The 18,855-nt window shown below is 65.2% G+C and carries 17 protein-coding genes and 1 CRISPR repeat array; of the genes, 4 read left to right on the top strand and 13 right to left on the bottom strand.

Translation table 11 applies throughout. From position 1 onward, the window contains the following. The first annotated feature begins 437 nt into the window (after positions 1-437). A complete protein-coding gene (locus tag QCE58_RS03835) occupies positions 438-1,082 on the top strand; it encodes a TetR family transcriptional regulator (RefSeq protein ID WP_033536527.1) in 645 nt (214 codons plus the stop codon). Positions 1,083-1,092: 10 nt separating this feature from the next. Here QCE58_RS03835 and QCE58_RS03830 read toward each other — a convergent pair whose 3' ends face one another. From QCE58_RS03830 to QCE58_RS03805, 6 genes are all read right to left on the bottom strand, one after another. Next, complete coding sequence (locus QCE58_RS03830; protein ID WP_250433807.1) at positions 1,093-1,884, bottom strand: CoxG family protein; 792 nt, start codon at positions 1,882-1,884, stop codon at positions 1,093-1,095. Positions 1,885-1,958: 74 nt separating this feature from the next. After that, positions 1,959-2,336, bottom strand: a complete 378-nt coding sequence (locus QCE58_RS03825) for a DUF427 domain-containing protein (RefSeq protein ID WP_008351311.1) — start codon at positions 2,334-2,336, stop codon at positions 1,959-1,961. 143 nt (positions 2,337-2,479) lie between these two features. Further along, positions 2,480-2,974: a hypothetical protein gene (locus tag QCE58_RS03820; protein WP_008351312.1), complete on the bottom strand. Its 495-nt coding sequence runs from the start codon at positions 2,972-2,974 to the stop codon at positions 2,480-2,482. A gap of 138 nt (positions 2,975-3,112) precedes the next feature. Further along, on the bottom strand, positions 3,113-4,618 hold the full coding sequence (locus QCE58_RS03815) for a DegQ family serine endoprotease (RefSeq protein WP_250480303.1): 1,506 nt from the start codon (positions 4,616-4,618) through the stop codon (positions 3,113-3,115). 133 nt (positions 4,619-4,751) lie between these two features. Continuing rightward, entirely contained in the window at positions 4,752-6,053 is a 1,302-nt protein-coding gene (locus QCE58_RS03810) for an ATP-binding protein (RefSeq protein WP_008351315.1), read from the bottom strand. After that, positions 6,053-6,715 (bottom strand): response regulator, encoded by a 663-nt coding sequence (locus QCE58_RS03805; protein WP_008351316.1) that lies wholly within the window; start codon positions 6,713-6,715, stop codon positions 6,053-6,055. Before QCE58_RS03805 ends, QCE58_RS03810 begins: the two co-directional genes overlap by 1 nt. Positions 6,716-6,978: 263 nt before the next feature. On the opposite strand from QCE58_RS03805, the gene dacB reads away from it, so the two are divergent. Then, positions 6,979-8,577 carry a D-alanyl-D-alanine carboxypeptidase/D-alanyl-D-alanine-endopeptidase gene (gene dacB, locus QCE58_RS03800; RefSeq protein WP_033536528.1) on the top strand — a complete coding sequence of 533 codons (1,599 nt, stop codon included), beginning with the start codon at positions 6,979-6,981 and terminating at the stop codon, positions 8,575-8,577. Positions 8,578-8,800: 223 nt separating this feature from the next. Further along, complete coding sequence (locus QCE58_RS03795) at positions 8,801-9,904, top strand: SGNH/GDSL hydrolase family protein (protein WP_008351318.1); 1,104 nt, start codon at positions 8,801-8,803, stop codon at positions 9,902-9,904. A gap of 128 nt (positions 9,905-10,032) precedes the next feature. Continuing rightward, positions 10,033-10,426: a CRISPR direct-repeat array (repeat unit 28 nt; unit sequence GGTCTATCTCCGCGCACGCGGAGGAACC). 76 nt (positions 10,427-10,502) lie between these two features. Here QCE58_RS03795 and QCE58_RS03790 read toward each other — a convergent pair. Genes QCE58_RS03790 through QCE58_RS03775 form a run of 4 tightly spaced genes read right to left on the bottom strand, consistent with a single transcriptional unit; the run spans position 10,503 to position 14,168 of the window. Continuing rightward, positions 10,503-11,522, bottom strand: a complete 1,020-nt coding sequence (locus QCE58_RS03790) for an L-threonylcarbamoyladenylate synthase (protein ID WP_034470722.1) — start codon at positions 11,520-11,522, stop codon at positions 10,503-10,505. A gap of 20 nt (positions 11,523-11,542) precedes the next feature. After that, positions 11,543-12,730: a 5-(carboxyamino)imidazole ribonucleotide synthase gene (locus QCE58_RS03785; protein WP_008351320.1), complete on the bottom strand. Its 1,188-nt coding sequence runs from the start codon at positions 12,728-12,730 to the stop codon at positions 11,543-11,545. A gap of 25 nt (positions 12,731-12,755) precedes the next feature. Next, positions 12,756-13,268 carry a 5-(carboxyamino)imidazole ribonucleotide mutase gene (gene purE, locus QCE58_RS03780; RefSeq protein WP_008351321.1) on the bottom strand — a complete coding sequence of 171 codons (513 nt, stop codon included), beginning with the start codon at positions 13,266-13,268 and terminating at the stop codon, positions 12,756-12,758. A gap of 9 nt (positions 13,269-13,277) precedes the next feature. Beyond that, on the bottom strand, positions 13,278-14,168 hold the full coding sequence (locus tag QCE58_RS03775) for a phosphoribosylaminoimidazolesuccinocarboxamide synthase (RefSeq protein WP_034470824.1): 891 nt from the start codon (positions 14,166-14,168) through the stop codon (positions 13,278-13,280). On the opposite strand from QCE58_RS03775, the gene QCE58_RS03770 reads away from it, so the two are divergent. Further along, a complete protein-coding gene (locus QCE58_RS03770; protein WP_160172878.1) occupies positions 14,161-14,310 on the top strand; it encodes a hypothetical protein in 150 nt (49 codons plus the stop codon). The genes QCE58_RS03775 and QCE58_RS03770 overlap by 8 nt on opposite strands. Here QCE58_RS03770 and fba read toward each other — a convergent pair. The 3 genes from fba to QCE58_RS03755 all read right to left on the bottom strand — a co-directional run bounded on the left by fba (position 14,295) and on the right by QCE58_RS03755 (position 18,521). After that, positions 14,295-15,359: a class II fructose-bisphosphate aldolase gene (gene fba / locus QCE58_RS03765; RefSeq protein WP_008351323.1), complete on the bottom strand. Its 1,065-nt coding sequence runs from the start codon at positions 15,357-15,359 to the stop codon at positions 14,295-14,297. The two genes, QCE58_RS03770 and fba, sit on opposite strands and share 16 nt — an antisense overlap. A 176-nt stretch (positions 15,360-15,535) precedes the next feature. Beyond that, complete coding sequence (pyk, locus tag QCE58_RS03760) at positions 15,536-16,972, bottom strand: pyruvate kinase (RefSeq protein WP_008351324.1); 1,437 nt, start codon at positions 16,970-16,972, stop codon at positions 15,536-15,538. A 352-nt stretch (positions 16,973-17,324) separates the two neighbouring features. Further along, positions 17,325-18,521 (bottom strand): phosphoglycerate kinase, encoded by a 1,197-nt coding sequence (locus QCE58_RS03755; protein WP_250480302.1) that lies wholly within the window; start codon positions 18,519-18,521, stop codon positions 17,325-17,327. Between the last annotated feature and the right edge of the window lie 334 nt (positions 18,522-18,855).

The raw sequence follows: 18,855 nt of genomic DNA, 5'->3' as shown, positions 1-18,855 counted from the left end.
GTCTAAGACTGAGAGTGAAGTTTGGGCACGCGGCGGCCTTCCCCGGGCAACGCCGCGCACGAGCGTCCTTCGGGACGCTGTGAATACACCAACTTGTCCGGCGAGTGAGCGGCGACGCCAGCCTGCGCGTGACGCCTCATACCCGTGCGCGACGCTCGGAGGCGTCGCCCGTGGCCACAGGACGGCCAGAACGGGCAATGGAAACGCAAGCTTATGCGAAATCCGCCCGCCGGATGAATTTGTGAATATTCGTAAACGGGTGGTATTGTATATACATTCACGAATGAATGTAAAAAACCGTACGTGTTTCTCCCCATTGGCGATGAGAAGAAACCGCTCAGGGGAATCGATTACGTTCGACGAACCTTCGACAGAGTCGTCCACAGAGCGGCTTTCAAACGGCAGTAGCAGGAGCAGACGGCCACCGGCCGCAGGATATGGTCAGACGAACCAAGGAAGAAGCGCAGTTGACGCGCAACCGCGTACTCGACGCGGCCGAGCGCGTCTTCTACGAGAAAGGGGTATCGCGCACGACGCTCGCGGACATCGCGCAGGCGGCGGGCGTCACGCGCGGCGCGATCTACTGGCATTTCGCCAACAAGGGCGATCTCTTCAACGCGATGTTCGACCGCAGCCTTTTGCCGCTCGACGAACTCGTGGAATCCACGCTGGACGGCAAGGAGGAAGACCCGCTCGCGCGTTTACATGAACTCTTCGTCTGGTGCATGCGCAACATCACGACCGACGAGCAGCGGCGCCGCGTCTTCGACATCCTCTTCATGAAATGCGAATTCGTCGAGGAAATGGGGCCGGTGCGCGAGCGGCATCAGAACAACATGCGCGACGGCATGGAGCGCATCGAGCGCGCGCTGCGCAACGCCGTCGAAAAGAAGCAGCTTCCGGCGACGCTCGACACGCGCCGCGCGATGACCATGCTCCACTGTCTCTTCACGGGCATCCTGCACGATTCGCTGATGCTGCCCGACATCGTTCATCCGGAACGCGACGCCGAAGCGCTCATCGACGCATGCTTCGACGCATTGCGCTGCAGCCCGTCGCTGCTGATGCCCGCGAGCGCCTGATTCGCGCCGTCTATTGCGAACCGATGTGCTGCGCGAAATACGCGAACAGCGCGATGCACACGAGCATCGCCGCCCACGCCCATATCGGCAGGCCGAGCGGATGCGGATCGTGGGAATGATCGCGGTCGTTGTGCACGAATCCGTGTCCGTGCAGCCGATGCCGCAGCACGCCGCTCGCGTGGGCGTCGGCGGAATGCCCGCGCATCGCGCCCGAGCGACGCGAGAACGCCGCCGACATCGCGCCCGGCCGCAAGAACACATGCCGGCGCTCGGCGCTTGCGCCTGCCGCGCGCATCGACGGCAAGCCGTGCTTCGCACGCACCACTTCGCAGAACTCGGCGAAGAAATCGTCGGCGCCTTCACGAAGCGCGTTTTCGATCTGACGCGCGGGCAAGCCGGCGAGCGGTCCCGAGACCGTCGCCCAGACGGTGTATTCGATCCACGTCGCGGCGCCGTCGTCATCGGGATTGAGCGCGACCGCGATCTGCCCGCGCAATGAGCCGACGCCTTCGCCGCGCGCCTTGAAGCTCAGCGTGCGCGCGTACGCGCCGTCGTGCGACGCGTCGCTTTCCCCTTCTTCATGCGCCGCCTGTCGCGTGCGCCCGGCGGCGTGCGCGCGAATTTCGTAGCGCGCCCGCAGCGCGCCGAGCGGCACGATCAGCGTGAGGACATACTCGCCGTTGGGCGTGCGCGTGAACGATTCGCAATTGTCGAGGCTCGCGCGCAGCAACGCGAGATCGGAGAGCGCCTCGCGGACGTGCGCGCAATCGAGCGGAACGCACAGCGCATCGGTGACTTCCATTCGAGCCTCCGGGACAAGGATCGCATGCGTTCGTTATGGCGGAGCGGATGTAAGGTGTCTGTTCGGATGCGCGCCTAGGAAGTCTCGTCGATGCGATCGACGCGCGAACCGTAGAACGCGAGATAGCCCTTGATTTTCGCGGCGGCGTCGAGCGGCGCTTCGTAGCTCCACGCGGCATTCTCGACCGGGCCGTCTTCGGTCAGCAGATGATAGTGCGTCGCCTGGCCCTTCGTCGGGCAGTGCGTGGTGTGAATCGAGCGTTCGAGGCGCGCCATGTTCACGTCGGCGCGCGGAAAGTAGTGCACTTTTTCCGCGCCCTGCTCGACGAGCGTGAGGGATGCGTGCGTATCGGCGTAGGTCACGCCCTGATGGATCACGCGGCAGCGCCGGCCGTTCAGCGTGATCTCGATGTGATGCGCCGTTTCGTGCCCGACGTTCAGTTCCGTGCCCATCGTGCTGCCCCTCCGCGTAAGAACCGGCTTCCAAAGAAAAAGCCACGAGTCATCGAGACACCCGTGGCTTAATTATGAGACAAACTTCCGATCCTGCGTGAGCGCTTTCGATGGCCCGGGCGTTTCCCTTTCGACGCCCGCGCTTACTGAATGTTCCAGTGGAATGCCGCCTTGGCCTTGCCCGGCCCCGCGACCGTCACGGCCTGCTTTTTCTCCTGATCCTTGTACTTCGCGTAGACCGTATAGTTGCCGGGCGGCAGCTTGACGAGCATGTACGGTCCCATCGATTCCGTGGACAGCACCTCGCCGCCCTTGCCGCCGACGACGCGCACATGCACGCCCGAAAGGTAATCGGAAGTCGGACCCGTGAAGCGCAGCGATAGCGGCCAGTGCGCCTGTTCGCGCAACAATGCGCGCGACTCGTCGAGGCCGACGCCGCCCGACGTATACGAAACGTCGCCTTGCTGCTCGATCTGCGGCAGGCCGCCGCCGTTGGTGTTGCCGGCGCTCGACAAATCGGTCGCCGTGCCGCCCGAGGCGCCGCTCGCCTGCTGCGCCCAGGCGCTGCCCGCCATGCTCGCGCTCGCCGCCGCAACGAGAAGCGCGGCCGCCAGCCTGCCCGTGGTTCTGCTCGTCATGTTTTCAGCTCCTTTTTCCGATGCCGCCGCGCTCGAAAGCGCCGGCGGCGTCACGCCCGATGCGTCGGTTTCACGCGATGGGGCACCAGGGAACCCGGGAGCATGCTTCGTGCCCGCGTCGCGGCCCGATGCGCTGCGTCAGCCGAGATCGACAGGCACGAAGATCTGCGCGTCGTCGCGCTGGATCAGGAGCGCGATGCTGTCGCCCGCGTGCTGAACCATCGACTTCAACTGTTGCACGGACGTCACCGGCTGGCCGTTGACGGCGAGAATCACGTCGCCCGGCTGAATGCCCGCGTTCGCTGCCGCGCCGCCCGCCTGCTGCACGAGCAGGCCGCGCGAGAGCGAATCGTTCTGCCTTTCTTCCGGCGTAAGCGGACGCACCGCGACGCCGAGGCGCGCATCCTGCGCCGACGATTCGTCACCGCTGCCGGTCTTCGCGCTCGCGGTCTTCGTGTCCTTCAACGCGCCGATGGTCACGCTGAGATCCTTCGCGCTCTTGTCGCGCCACACCGTGACCTTCGCGGACGTGCCCGGCGCGAGACCCGCGACCTGCGACGGCAGCGAGGTCGAATCCGTGACCGGCTCGCCGTTGAGCGCCGTGATGACGTCGCCCGGTTGCAGACCCGCCTTCGCGGCCGGCCCGCCCGGCTCGACCGAGCTCACGAGCGCGCCTTGCGGCGACTTCATGCCGAAGGAATTCGCGAGCGTCTGATTCATGCCCTGCACCGTCACGCCGAGACGGCCGCGATCGACGTGACCCGTCTTGATGAGCGCGTCCTTGACTTTGATCGCCTCATTGATCGGGATCGCGAACGAAAGGCCCTGGAAGCCGCCCGTCTGCGAATAGATCATCGAATTGATGCCGATCACTTCGCCTTGCAGATTGAAAAGCGGCCCGCCGGAGTTGCCCGGATTCACCGGCACGTCGGTCTGGATGAACGGCGTGTAGTTCTCGTTGGGCAGCGCGCGCGACTTCGCGCTGATGATGCCCGACGTCACCGTGTTGTCGAACCCGTACGGCGAGCCGATCGCGACGACCCACTGGCCGACCTTGCTGCCGTTCGGATCGCCGATCTTCACCGTCGGCAGGCTCTTCGCGTCGATCTTCAGCACGGCGACGTCCGACTGCTTGTCCGCGCCGATGACCTTCGCGCGGTATTCGCGCTTGTCCGTGAGCTTCACGGTGACGACGTTCGCGTTATCGACGACGTGCGCGTTGGTGAGGATGTAGCCGTCGCTGCTGACGATGAAGCCGGAGCCGAGGCCTTCGCTCGGACGATCCGCGCGCGGGCCGCCATCGCCGCCGCCGAAGCCGGGCATGCCGCCGAAGCGCTTGAAGAACTGATAGAAGGGATCGTCGGGGTCCATCGGCAACTGATTCTGGCCGCTGCGCGCGGACGTCTGCTTGACGACGTGCTTCGCGCTGATGTTGACGACGGCCGGGCCATACGTTTCCACGAGACCGGAGAAATCGGGGATGCCCGTCTTGGCCGCGGCTTCGGCGGGCATCATCGCGGCGGCTTGCGCGGGCGCGATGACTTGCGGTGCAGGAACGTTGTTATGACCCGCCACGTAACCCGCCGACAAGGCGACGGCAACGGCAGCCGCGACGGCGCTGCGGGTAAGAATCTTCGCTTTCATCGTGTGTGCTCCTGACGAGGGATGCGCTCTCACGGAGCGCGCTTTATCGATGGAGCAAGGTTACGGGGCGTCGCTTAAACCGCTCTTAAAAGAGGAGAAAGAGCGGCTTGCTTCGGCGCGGCGGCCACGCGCATCAGAACGTTACGGCCACCTTGAGACCGCTCGCGCTCGACTCCGCCAACGTCACCGTCGCGCCATGCTGCTGCGCGATCCGCTTCACGATCGCGAGCCCGAGGCCGCTGCCGGACACATCCGTGCGCGCGCGATTCGCCCCTTCGCCCACGCGATAAAACCGGTCGAACACCCTTTCTCGTTCTTCTTGAGGAATGCCCGGTCCGGTATCGGAGATTTCGACGACGGGACGGCCATCGGCGAGACGAAGGCACACGTCCACGCGGCCGCCGCGAGGCGTGTACTTCGTCGCGTTGTCGATGAGATTGTTGAACATCACGCGCAGCGAATCGGGATCGCCGTTCACGGTCGCCGGTTCGCTCTCCTCGATGCCGAGATCGACGCCGCGTTGCTGCGCCACCAGCACCGAGCCGCGCACGCATGATTCGAGCAGCGCGGCGAGATCGACCGATGCGAACGCCGCCTTGCCATCCGGTTCCGAGCGGGCGAGCGCCAGCAGTTGCTCCGCAAGCCGCGTCGCGCGCGCGATGCCTTCGTGCAGATCCCTGAGCGCCTCGCGACGCGTTTCGTCATCCTGCGCGCGCGCGACGAGCTGCGCCTGAATCTGCACTGCGGCGAGCGGCGTCCGAAGCTCGTGCGCGGCATCGGCGACGAAGGCCTTTTGCGTGTCGAGCGCCGCCGACAAGCGCGACAGCAGCGCATTCAGCGCACGCACGACCGGCCGCACTTCCTGCGGCAGCGGCCGATCCGGCAGCGGATCGAGCGCTTCCGGATGACGCGTGTCGAGCGCGCGCGTGACGCGTTGCAAAGGCGCGAGCCCGAGCCCGACGATCACCCAGATCGCGAGCCCGAGCAGCGGCAGCAGCAGCACGAGCGGCCACAGCGTGCGCCACGCGACGCCCGCCGCGACGCGATTTCTGATCGACAGCGGCTGCGCGAGCTGCACGACGTTATCGCCGACGATCGCGCTATACACGCGCCATTCGCCGCGCGGCGTCATCTCCGTGGAGAAGCCGAGTTCGGCATGCGGCGCGAGCGGCACGCGCGGATGCGAGAAGTACATCAGCGCGCCGTTGCGATTCCAGATCTGGATGACGACGCCTTCGTCGCTTTCGCTGCGCGAACTGAGCACCGAAGAAAACGGCTCGGACGGCAGCGCGGCCGCGATCTGCTGAAGCTGATAGTCGAAGAGTTCGTTGGCTTCGGCGAGCGCCTGCCGGTAAATGAGCCAGCCCGCGAAGCCCACGCCGACGATCACGAGCGCAAGCAGCCAGATCAGCAATTGCCGGCGGATCGACCGCATCAGGCGTCCTTCGCGACCATGTAGCCGAGGCCGCGCACGTTGCGGATGAGATCGGCGCCGAGCTTCTTGCGCAGCGAATGGATGTAGACCTCGACCGTATTGCTGCCGATTTCCTCGCCCCAGCCGTAGATCTTTTCTTCGAGCTGGCTCTTCGACAGCACTGCGCCGGGCCGCGCCATCAGCGCTTCGAGCAGCGCGAATTCGCGTGCCGACAGCGACACGGGATTGCCCGCGAGCGTCACCTGATGACCGACCGGATCGAGCGTCAGTTCACCGTGCCGAACGAGCGATTCGCCGCGCCCCGCATGACGGCGGATCAGCGCACGCATGCGCGCGCCGAGTTCGTCGAGATCGAAAGGTTTGACGAGGTAATCGTCCGCGCCGGCGTCGAGTCCTTTGACGCGATCCGCGATGGCGTCGCGCGCCGTCACGATCAGCACCGGCAGCGAGTTCGAACGCGCGCGCAGGGTCTTCAATACGTCGAGGCCGTCGCGCTTGGGCAGGCCGAGATCGAGCAGCATCAGATCGTACGACTCGCCCGCGACCGCCGTGAGCGCGGCCTCGCCGTCCTGGACCCAGTCGACTGCGAAGCCGTCCGCGCGCAGCGCACGGCGCACGCCTTCGGCGATCATCCGGTCATCTTCGACAAGCAGGATTCGCATGGCACATGTCTGTTGATGGTTACGTGGGGCAGCCCGCGGGCCGCGAGTCATTGTATCCGCGCGGGGCTTAAACGGGACTTAACGGCGCCGATCGTCCAGCATCGGAGGACAACCGCATGCCGCACCCGAAGCGCGTCGTGCGATGATTTTTTACCCGTACGATTTCCGCAAGCCAGCTTGTCTACAATAGCCGCTTCCTCGCGGCGCGACCCCGCCCGGCCACGCGCCGCCGCTCGTCATCCAGCCAAGAACAACGCTCGTCCATGCCGCCCGTTTTCCGTTCCTTCTCTCGCCGACTGTCTTCGTACGCTCTCGCCGCAGCGTTCGCCTGCGCGGCCCTCGGCCATATGCCCGATGCCGATGCGCGCGGCGGCGGCTCGAAGGCCGATGCGCAAGGTCACGCGCCGCAGCGCGCGGCCATCGGCGGGGCGAAGTCGAAGCGCGCGAAAGCCGAGCGCGCGGCGAAAGCGGTCGTGCCGGCCGGCCCGCTGCCCGCATCGGTGATGACGGCGCTCGCGCACGCGCATGTGCCGCTGTCGTCGATGAGCGTCGTCGTGCAGCGTGTCGGCGCGCCGCTGCCGCTCGTCTCGGTGAACGCGAACGAGCCGATGCTGCCCGCATCGACGATGAAGCTCGTCACGACCTTCTCGGGCCTTTCGATGCTCGGCCCGGACTATCGCTGGAAGACGACCGCGTACGCCGACGGCCAGCTCGATGCGCAAGGCGTGCTGCACGGCAATCTGTACATTCAGGGTACGGGCGATCCGAAGCTCGTGCCGGAAGAGCTGATCGATCTCGTCGATCAGATTCGCAAGAACGGCATCACGGGCATCGACGGCGCGCTCGTGCTCGACAAGCGCTACTTCGACGCGTCGACGCGCGATCTGCCCGCGTTCGACAACGACGACAGCGCGCCCTACAACGTCGGCCCCGATCCGCTGCTTTACGCGTTCAAATCGCTGTCCTTCACGCTGACGCCCAACGCCGACGGACAAGTATCCATCGACGTATTGCCGCAACTCGCGCAGCTCCAGATCGACAACGAACTGCGCGTGACGCGCGGCGCGTGCGTCGGCTCGCTTTCGGCGGCGTCGCCGAGCGTCGCGCAGACGCAGGGCGGCTTCGTGCAGGCGTCGTTCGTCGGCGACTATCCGCTGCGTTGCGGCTCGCGCACGATCAACGTCGCGGCGCTCGATCATTCGACCTTCTTCGCGGGCGGTTTCCTCGCGCTCTGGAAGCAGGCGGGCGGCACGTTCGCAGGCACGACGCGCGAAGGCCCGACGCCGTCGAATGCGCGCCTCGTCGGCACGCATCGCAGTCCGGTGCTGTCGGATGTCGTGCGCGACATCAACAAGTTCAGCAACAACGTGATGGCGCGCAACCTGTTCCTGACGATCGGCGCGGCGCAACTGAAGCCGCCCGCGACGACGGCGAAATCGGCGACGGCGATCCAGGCGTTCCTGAAACGCAGCGCCCTGCCGATGAACGGTCTCGTGCTCGACAACGGCTCGGGCCTTTCGCGCGACGAGCATATTTCCGCGATCTCGCTCGCCGATCTGCTGATGGCCGCGAACGCGAGTCCGGTCGCGCAGGTGTTCGTCGAATCGCTGCCGATCGCGGGCGTCGACGGCACCATGCGCAACCGTCTCACCAACGCGGGCGCGCTCGGCAACGCGCACATCAAGACCGGCACGCTGCGCGACGTGCGCGCGATCGCGGGCTATGTCGGCGCGGCGAACGGCGAGAGCTATGTGGTCGTGAGTTTCATCAACGATCCGCGCGCCGAGGCCGCGCGCGCCGCGCACGATGCGCTGCTCGAATGGGTCTACGAAGGCGCGCGTCGGCCGGGCGTGGCGGATTGAGCGGGCACGGGCGTCTGCAAACACCGAAGATTTCTTCTACGAAGTCGCGTTCGGAAAGACGCGCGCCGCGTGTACGCTGTCGGGCACGGCGCTCGGCCGTAAGCTGCGCGCGCGCCAGGATGGCGCGCGGCATCGCTTAAACTCGCAGCTAGCGGCATGAAGACCGCGACACGGTCTGACGCCGTAATCGAACTAGAAAACAGGTAAGAAGGGAGACGAGGTCATGAAGAAGCAACGCTCGACGCGCGCCGCACTGGTGCGCTTTGCCCAAGTCGCGACGGCCAGCGCGGCCTTCGCCCTGATCGCCGCGTGCGGCGGCGGCGGCGATGACAACAATTCGACGCCCGCGGGCGGCGTGAAGCTGCAGGTGGTGTCGTTCGGCGACAGCCTTTCCGATGTCGGCACGTATGCGCCGGTCGCGGCCGCGAACTTCGGCGGCGGACGGTTCACGACGAATCCGGGACAGGTCTGGGTGCAGAACGTCGCGCAGTATTACGGCGATACGCTGACGCCGGCGATGACGGGGGGGTTTGGGGTTGCGCCGACGAATCAGTCGGGACTCGGCTATGCGCAAGGCGGCGCGCGCGTGACGAATCCCATGGGCATCGGTCACGCCACGGATCCGAACAGCTACGCGGGCGCGTTGACCGTGCCGGTCGCGACGCAAGTGCAGAACTACCTTGCGGCGCACGGCAGTTTCAACGCGAATCAGCTCGTCATCGTGAATGGCGGCGCGAACGACGTCCTTTACAACTTGCAGTTGGTTAAGGCCGGCGCGATCTCGCAGGCCGATGCATCCACTGCGATCATCACGGCGGCCAAGCAACTCGGCGGAATCGTCGCGACGATCCTGCAGCACGGCGCGACGCATGTGCTGGTATCGAACGTGCCGGATATCGGCACGACGCCGCAGGGCACGATGAGCGACGCGGTCACGCGCGCCGGTCTTTCGAGCGCTTCGATCGGGTTCAATACTGCGCTCGATCAGACGTTGCAGGCGCTCAACATCAAGTCGAAAGTCATCTACCTCGATACGCCGCCGAAGCTGGCGCAGATCACCGCGAACTATCAGCAGTTAGGCTTCACGGTGTCGAATACGGGCACCGCGTGCAACCTGAAGGCGATGGCCGCGGCCGCGCAGAAGTACGGCGAGCCGAATCCGCAGGATTTCGCGACGTCGCTGTTCTGCTCGCCGGAAACGTTGACGGTCGCGGGCGCGGATCAGACGTACATGTACGCCGATACCGTGCATCCGACGACGCATCTGCACGCGCTGTACGCGCAGGCCGCGGAGCAGACGATTGCGGCGACGGGGTTGGGGAAGTAAGGGTTGGGGTTTTAGGATGAAAAACCGCTCGGGCGAGGGATCGCCCGAGCGGTTTTTTTTGTTGCGGTGAGAAAGGCTCCGCGGGGCGGAGGAATTCGTCGATACGGTCCAGTTTGACGTTCTAGTACGGTCTATCTCCGCGCACGCGGAGGAACCTTTGGCGTGAGCGTGAGCGGCATGAGATCGTTGGGTCTATCTCCGCGCACGCGGAGGAACCGATAGATACAAGACGCCGGTGCGCACTTCGCAAGGTCTATCTCCGCGCACGCGGAGGAACCGGGAATGCCAGCTTTTCGCCGGCCATGAAGAGGGGTCTATCTCCGCGCACGCGGAGGAACCTGGCCGCATTGGCCCAGTCGGGTGTAGACGTACGGTCTATCTCCGCGCACGCGGAGGAACCTGCGGCAGCCAGATCGTGCAGTGTCCCCAACCGAGTCTATCTCCGCGCACGCGGAGGAACCCCCGGTTTCTACTTCCTCCGACTTCTCTTCAACGGTCTATCTCCGCGCACGCGGAGGAACCCCTGCATCATAACTTCCTGACCGGAAAGCAAAATCCCCCAAACCCATCTTTCACAAACAGGCGCAAAGTCCAGTAATCACTCTTCCGCCTCGAACGCCGCCGCCGCCCTGCCAAGCCGATCGTTGACAGCAATCCACTCCACCGTCTCCGGCAGCTTCTCGATCAGAATCCGCTCGACATTGGCCCGATCCAGCGCCCGCAGCAAGCCATAAAGATCGCGCGCGTAAGTCTGCGGATCCTCAGGCGCCGCCACGAAGTGAACATCGGCAGCCCGCGCCCATTCCCCCGCGCTCGACGCCCGCGCCACCAGCGCAATCTTCCCGTCACGATTACGAAGCAACGGCTCGATCGACGCGAACGGCAGCAGCAAAAGCGGCGTGCGCGGCGCGTAATGCGCCTTCAGCGTCCCGGAAGCACGCGGCGCGGTCGCATCCGATCCATCCGGCAGCTTCGGCGCGATCCCGATGACATCCGCGATCTGCCGCGGACTCACATGCCCCGGCCGCAGCAGCGCCGGAAAGCCCCGCGACAAATCCAGAATCGTCGATTCGATGCCGACATCCGCCGCGCCGCCATCGAGCACATGCACGGCATCGCCGAACTCGTCGCGAACGTGCTGCGCGGTCGTCGGGCTCACATGCCCGAAACGATTCGCCGACGGCCCCGCGACGCCGCCCTGCTTGCCCGTCCCCATTCGCCGCCGATGAAACGCCGACAACAATTGCTGCGCCACCGGATGCGACGGGCACCGCACGCCCACCGAATCCTGTCCGCCGCTGACCGCCGCCGGAATATGCGCGGCGCGCTTGAGAATCAGCGTCAAAGGACCGGGCCAGAACGCATCGATGAGCTTCTGCGCATCGGCGGGCAACTCGCGCACCCAATAGCCCGGATCAGCCTCGGGCGCGAGATGCACGATCACCGGATGATTCGCCGGCCGCCCTTTCGCCGCATAGATGCGCGCGATGGCCTCGGGATTCTCGGCGTCGCCGCCAAGCCCGTAGACCGTCTCGGTCGGAAACGCGACGAGTTCGCCGGCATCGAGCAGGGCCGCGGCTTCGTCGATCTGCGCGGCGCTCGGATAGATGATGGTCATTGCTTCTACTACGAAAAAACTCAATCGAGCGGGATATGCAGCATGCGCGCGCAGTCACGCGCCGCCGTGCGCGCTTCCTCGAGCGTCGCCGCCGTGAAGTTGATGTGGCCCATCTTGCGGCCCCGGCGCGCCTCTTCCTTGCCGTACAGATGCAGCCGCGCCGCCGGCATCGCGGCGACTTCCGCCCACGCGGGCGAACGCGCCTTGTCGCCATCGAACCAGATATCGCCGAGCAGATTCAGCATCGCGGCCGGCGAATGCTGGCGCGTGTCGCCGAGCGGCATGCCGGTCATCGCGCGCACCTGCTGCTCGAATTGACTCGTGGCGCAGGCATCGACGGTGTAGTGGCCGGAATTGTGCGGGCGCGGCGCCATTTCGTTGGCGATGAGCGAGCCGTCTTCCAGCACGAAGAATTCGACGCACAGCACGCCGACGTAACCGAGCTTCGCGGCGATCGTCAGCGCGGCGTCCTGCGCCTGCGCGACGAGCGCATCGGGCGCATCGGGGGCGGGCACGACCGTCCTCGCGAGAATGCCGTTCACATGCACGTTCTGCGCGAGCGGAAACACGGCCGATTTGCCGTCGCCGCCGCGCGCGATCAGCACGGACACTTCGTACTTCAGCGGCATGCGCTTTTCCAGCACGCACGGCACGCCCGACAGCGACGCATGCGCGTTGCGCAGTTCCGCGACGTTGCGCACGCTGACCTGCCCCTTGCCGTCATAGCCGAGACGCGCGGTCTTGAGAATGCCCGGCAGCACGGCCGCGATCTTCTCGTCGGGCAGCGCGGCGAGCGCTTCCGTCGATTCGATCACGACATGCGGCGCGACCGGCACGCCCGATTCCGCGATGAAGCGTTTCTCCGCGACGCGATCCTGCGCGATCGCCACGCAACTCGCCGCCGGGCTCACGAACGTGCACGACGCGAGAAATTCGAGGCTGGCGGACGGCACGTTCTCGAATTCCGTCGATACTGCCGCGCACAGTCGGCCGAGTTCCGTGAGCGCGGCGCGGTCGTCGTAGGCGGCGCGGATATGGCGATCCGCGACGGCGCCAGCGGGGCTCGTCTCATCCGGATCGAGAACGGCGACGCGATAGCCCATCGATTGCGCGGCGAAGCAGAACATGCGGCCGAGCTGGCCGCCGCCGACCATGCCGAGCCATGCGCCCGGCAGGATGGGAGAGATCGGGGAGTTTTGTGGATTCATCGTTGGGCCAGATTGCGAAGGGGGATCACAGCGGCGGCAGCGTCATGTCCCGCGCCGCCTGATTCTGCTTCACGCGAAAAGCGGCGAGCGCATCGGCGAATTTCGCATCGGTGACGCTCAATATCGATACCGCGAAGAGCGCCGCGTTCGCCGCGCCCGCCTCGCCGATGGCGAACGTCGCGACCGGCACGCCCTTGGGCATCTGCACGATCGAATGCAGCGAATCGACGCCCTTCAGATACTTGCTCGCCACCGGCACGCCGAGCACCGGCACCGTGGTTTTCGCGGCCAGCATGCCCGGCAGATGCGCCGCGCCGCCCGCGCCCGCGATGATCGCGCGCAGGCCGCGCTCGCGCGCGCTTTCCGCGTAGGCGAACATCTCGTCCGGCATCCGGTGCGCCGAGACGACCTGTGCCTCGTACGGCACGCCGAATTCCTGCAGCATCGCGACGGCATGCTTCATCACGTCCCAGTCGGAACTGGAGCCCATCAACACGCCGACGAGCGGCGCTTCGTTCTTGTGTACTTCGTTCGTCATCTTTCTTACTCAGTCGAGCGTCTTGCCGGTCAAACGCTGGAGCGCTTCCTGATACTTCTCCGACGTCTTCGCGATCACGTCGTCGGGCAGCTTCGGCGCGGGCGGTTCCTTCTTCCACGGCTGCGTTTCGAGCCAGTCGCGCACGAACTGCTTGTCGAACGACGGCGGATTCGTGCCCACCTGATAGCCATCGGCGGGCCAGAAGCGCGACGAATCGGCGGTCAGCACTTCGTCCATCAGATAGAGATCGCCCTTGTTGTCGAGGCCGAACTCGAACTTCGTATCCGCGATGATGATGCCGCGCGTCGCCGCGTACTCGGCCGCTTCCTTGTACAACTGGATGGAAATGCGCTTGATCGTCGCGGAAAGCTCCGTGCCGATGCGGCGTTCCATCTCATCGTAGGTGATGTTTTCGTCGTGATGGCCCATTTCGGCCTTGGCCGCAGGCGTGAAAATCGGCTCGGGCAGCTTCTGCGCGTTCTGCAGGCCCGGCGGCAGTTCGACGCCGCACACCGCGCCCGTCGCCTGATAGTCCTTCCAGCCGCTGCCCGCGAGATAACCGCGCACCACGGCTTCGACGAGAATCGGCTCCAGGCGCTTCACGACGACCGCGCGGCCCTTCACCTGCTCGGCTTCGTCCGCCGCGACGACCGTCGCCGGATCGATGCCCGTGTTGTGGTTCGGCACGATGTGGCCGAGCTTCTCGAACCAGAAATCGGCCATCGTGTTGAGCACGCGGCCCTTGTTCGGAATCGGCTCGCCCATGACGACGTCGAATGCGGAAAGCCGGTCGGTCGTCACGATAAGGAGCTTGTCGTCGCCGACGGCGTAGTTGTCGCGGACCTTGCCGCGGCCGAGCAGCGGCAGCGATTTGATCGTGGATTCGTATAGCGTGGACATCGTCATGTACCGGAAAAAAGTGATTCGCCGCTTCGACGTGGGAAGCGGCGAGGAGAAAGACGAACGGGTTCCGAACCCGGAACCCGTTGATTTTACTTTACAAAACCCGGCTGATTCAGATCAGTCTCATTTCACGATCTGAGCCAGCGCGCCGGACTTGTACTTTTCGGCGATCTTGTCGAGCGAAACCGGCTTGATCTTGCCGGCCATGCCCTCGCAGCCGAACTGCATATAGCGCTGGCGGCAGATTTCCTTCGCCGCTTCGCGCGCGGGCTTCAGATAATCGCGCGGATCGAACTTCGACGGATTTTCGAACAGATAGCGGCGGATCGCGCCGGTGATCGCGAGGCGCAGATCGGTGTCGATGTTCACCTTGCGAACGCCGTGCTTGATGCCTTCCTGAATCTCCTCGACCGGCACGCCGTAGGTTTCCTTCATGTCGCCGCCGAATTCGCGGATTTCGGCCAGCAATTCCTGCGGTACCGACGACGAACCGTGCATCACGAGGTGCGTGTTCGGAATGCGCTGGTGAATTTCGCGGATGCGGTCGATGGCGAGGATATCGCCCGTCGGCTTCTTCGAGAACTTGTACGCGCCGTGCGACGTACCGATCGCGATCGCCAAAGCATCGCATTGCGTCTGCTTGACGAAATCGGCGGCCTGCTCGACGTCGGTCAGAAGCTGCTCGCGCGTCATCGTGCCTTCGGCGCCGTGGCCGTCTTCCTTGTCGCCCTTCATCGTTTCGAGCGAGCCGAGCACGCCCAGTTCGGCTTCGACCGTGACGCCGATCGAATGCGAGAACTCCACGACCTGCTTCGACACCGCGACGTTGTACTCGTAGGAAGCGACCGTCTTGCCGTCGGCTTCGAGCGAGCCGTCCATCATGACGCTGGTGAAGCCCGAGCGGATCGCGGCCATGCACACCGCGGGCGACTGACCGTGATCCTGATGCATCACGACCGGAATATGCGGATACGACTCGACCGCCGCTTCGATCAGATGACGCAGGAACGCTTCGCCCGCGTACTTACGCGCGCCAGCGGACGCCTGCATGATGACGGGCGCGTTGACTTCGTTCGCCGCCGACATGATCGCCTGCACTTGTTCCAGATTGTTGACGTTGAACGCCGGGAGACCGTAACCGTTTTCCGCAGCGTGATCCAGCAGTTGACGCATTGATACGAGAGGCATTGTGGTGAGACTCCATAAGTGAAACGAATTCTTCAGCGCGCGAACTCGCTCTCGGGCGGTTTTCGGCTTCATCGTCCTGCGCGCTTGACGAAACGAGCGCGGCTGCTGGGACCGCGCTCGCTCCGGACTTGCGACAAATCGCGCGGCGTTTGACCGCGCAGCGTTCTCAAAAACGCTTAGAAGTGATCGCCCACGCGCACGATCTTGAGCGTGTTCGTGCCGCCTGCCTGGCCCATCGGTTCGCCGACCGTCAGCACGACCATATCGCCGCGCGCCGCGTAACCCTTCGACACGACCACTTCCAGCGCCTGATTCAGCGCCGTGTCGCGGTCCATGTTGGTGTCGACGTGCAGCGGCGTCACGTTGCGGTACAGGGACATCGTCCGTTCGCTCGACACGCGCGGCGTCAGCGCGAAGATCGGCACGTGCGTCCAGTGACGCGACATCCACAGCGCGGTCGAGCCGGATTCCGTCAACGCGACGACGGCCTTCGCGCCGAGATGGAACGCGGTGAAGAGCGCGCCCATCGCGATCGACTGGTCGATGCGCGTGAACGTGCGGTCGAGGAAATCGCGATCGAGCTGCGATTCTTCCGACTTCTCCGCTTCGATACAGATGGCGGCCATCGTTTCGATCGTCGTCACCGGATACTTGCCGGCCGCGGTTTCGGCGGAAAGCATCACGGCGTCGGTGCCGTCGAGCACGGCGTTCGCCACGTCGGAGACTTCGGCGCGCGTCGGCACGGGCGCGTGGATCATCGATTCCATCATCTGCGTGGCGGTGATCACGAGCTTGTTCGACTCGCGCGCCATGCGGATCATGCGCTTTTGCAGCGCCGGAACCGCCGCGTTGCCGACTTCGACCGCGAGATCGCCGCGCGCGACCATGATGCCGTCCGATGCGTCGAGAATGCCTTGCAGCGCCGGAATGGCTTCGGCGCGCTCGATCTTCGCGATCATCTTCGGCTTGATGCCGTACGGCGCGCCCGCGATGTTCGCGAGCTGACGCGCCATTTCCATGTCGGTCGCGTTCTTCGGGAACGACACCGCGACGAAATCCGCGCCGAGCGACATCGCCGTCTTGATGTCCTCCATGTCTTTCTCGGTCAGCGCGGGCGCGGTGAGACCGCCGCCCTGACGGTTAATGCCCTTGTTGTTCGAGAGCTCGCCGCCGACCTTCACCGTCGTGTGAATCTCTTCGCCGATGACGCGCACCACGTCGAGCACGATGAGGCCGTCGTTGAGCAGGAGCACGTCGCCCGCGCGCAGGTCGCGCGGCAGATCCTTGTAGTCGAGCCCGACGCGCTCGTTGTTGCCGAGCGTGCAGTTCGCATCGAGGATGAACGGATTGCCCGCGACGAGCATCGTCTTGTTGTTCTCGAACTTGCCGACGCGGATCTTCGGGCCCTGCAGGTCCGCCATGATCGCGACTTCCCGGCCCACCTGACGCGCCGCCTCGCGGACGATTTCGGCGCGCTGGCGGTGATCGTCGGCGGTGCCGTGCGAGAAGTTGAAGCGAACGACGTCGAGGCCCGCCTGCAGCATTTGCAGCAGGACGTCCGGGCTCGTTGAAGCCGGGCCGATGGTGGCAACAATCTTGGTAGCGCGATGCATGTCTTTCCTCGTCTCTGTAGGAACGCCCGTGTTGAGGCCGCGAGCACGTTGCGCTTGCAGTGAGGTGTTGCTCACCGGTTGCGCGCGCGCGCCGGTTCGTGCCGGCGTCGCTTTGTCGATTTCATTCAGGGCATGGGCGGGCACGCCGCCGATGATGACCGGAGGCGTTTCCGGAATCACCGATTCGTCTTCGGGCGCCGTCTGATCGGGTTGAGCCGCTTCCGCGATCACCCGCGCTGCTTCGGCGGCCGCGTCGAGCGCGGCGCCGCTTTCCATTTCTTCGGTTTGCGCGCCGCCGGCTGGCGCGCCCTTCTTTCCTGCTTTCGCCGGATTGTTTCGGGCGGCCAACGCCTCAAGCCCCGGCGCGGGATTCGAGCACTTCGACCGCGGGCAGCTTCTTGCCTTCGAGGAATTCCAGGAACGCGCCGCCGCCGGTCGAGATATAGCTCACCTTGTCGGCGATGTCGTACTTCGCGATGGCCGCGAGCGTGTCGCCGCCGCCGGCGATGGAGAACGCCGACGAATTCGCGATGGCCTGCGCGAGCGTCTTGGTGCCGTTGCCGAACTGGTCGAATTCGAACACGCCGACGGGCCCGTTCCAGACGATCGTGCCGGCCGTTTCGAGTTGCGCGGCGAGCGCCTTCGCGGTGTCCGGGCCGATATCGAGGATGAGGTCGTCGTCGGCGACGTCGGCGACGGGCTTCGTTTCCGCCTTCGCGGTCGCGGCGAATTCCTTCGCGGTGACGACATCGCTCGGAATCGGCACCGATGCGCCGCGCGTGCGCGCCTGTTCGATGATTTCCTTCGCCTCGCCGACGAGATCGGCTTCGGCGAGCGACTTGCCGATCTTCAGGCCCGACGCGAGCATGAACGTGTTGGCGATGCCGCCGCCGACGATCAGCTGATCGACCTTCTCGGCGAGCGACTTGAGAATGGTGAGCTTGGTCGACACCTTCGAGCCCGCGACGATCGCGACGAGCGGACGCTTCGGGTTGCCGAGCGCCTTGCCGAGCGCATCGAGTTCAGCGGCCAAGAGCGGTCCCGCGCACGCGACAGGCGCGTACTTCGCGATGCCGTGCGTCGTGGCTTCGGCGCGGTGCGCGGTGCCGAACGCATCGTTGACGTAGACGTCGCAGAGCTTCGCCATCTTCTGCGCGAGGCCGTCCTCGTTCTTCTTCTCGCCCTTGTTGCAGCGGCAGTTTTCCAACAGCACGACGTTGCCCGGCTGGACCTGAACGCCGTCGACCCAGTCGGCGACGAGCGGCACGTCGCGGCCGAGCAGCTCCGACAGACGCTTCGCGACCGGCGCGAGCGAGTCTTCCGGCTTGAACTGGCCTTCGGTCGGACGGCCGAGGTGCGACGTGACCATCACGGCCGCGCCCGCGTCGAGAGCGGCCTTGATCGCCGGGACCGAGGCGCGCACGCGCGTATCTTCGGTGATGTTGCCGTTATCGTCTTGCGGCACGTTGAGATCCGCGCGGATGAACACACGCTTGCCGGAGACTTTGCCTTCGGCGATCAGATCGGTGAAACGCAGTACTTTCGTCATGGGAGTCAACGTAGATAAAGAAGCGGTTCGGGCGGGAACGGCCGTCGGGGCGGGCCGGTTCGTGGAGTCGCCGCGCGCAGGCCGCCGGGCAGGACGGCTCGCGCGCGGTTCAAGCTGGGGGCGAAGGCCGCGCGCTTAAGCCGAACGCGCGCGCGGGATGCGGGAGAAAGGGATGAGACAGATGAATCCGGAGAGGCGCGCAAGCCCTGCCCGGGCGCGGCGATGGAGCCGGGAGCGGCGTGTTGCAAAATGAGTTGCAAAACCGTAGCGCGGTGACTGCCGGACACACTTTCGACCTCGCTCACTCGGGAAAGACCCTCATTTTAACCGATCA

The organism is Caballeronia sp. LZ028, assembly GCF_031451415.1.
Classification (GTDB): Bacteria; Pseudomonadota; Gammaproteobacteria; order Burkholderiales; family Burkholderiaceae; genus Caballeronia; species Caballeronia zhejiangensis.
This window is presented reverse-complemented; position numbering and strand designations above follow the sequence as displayed.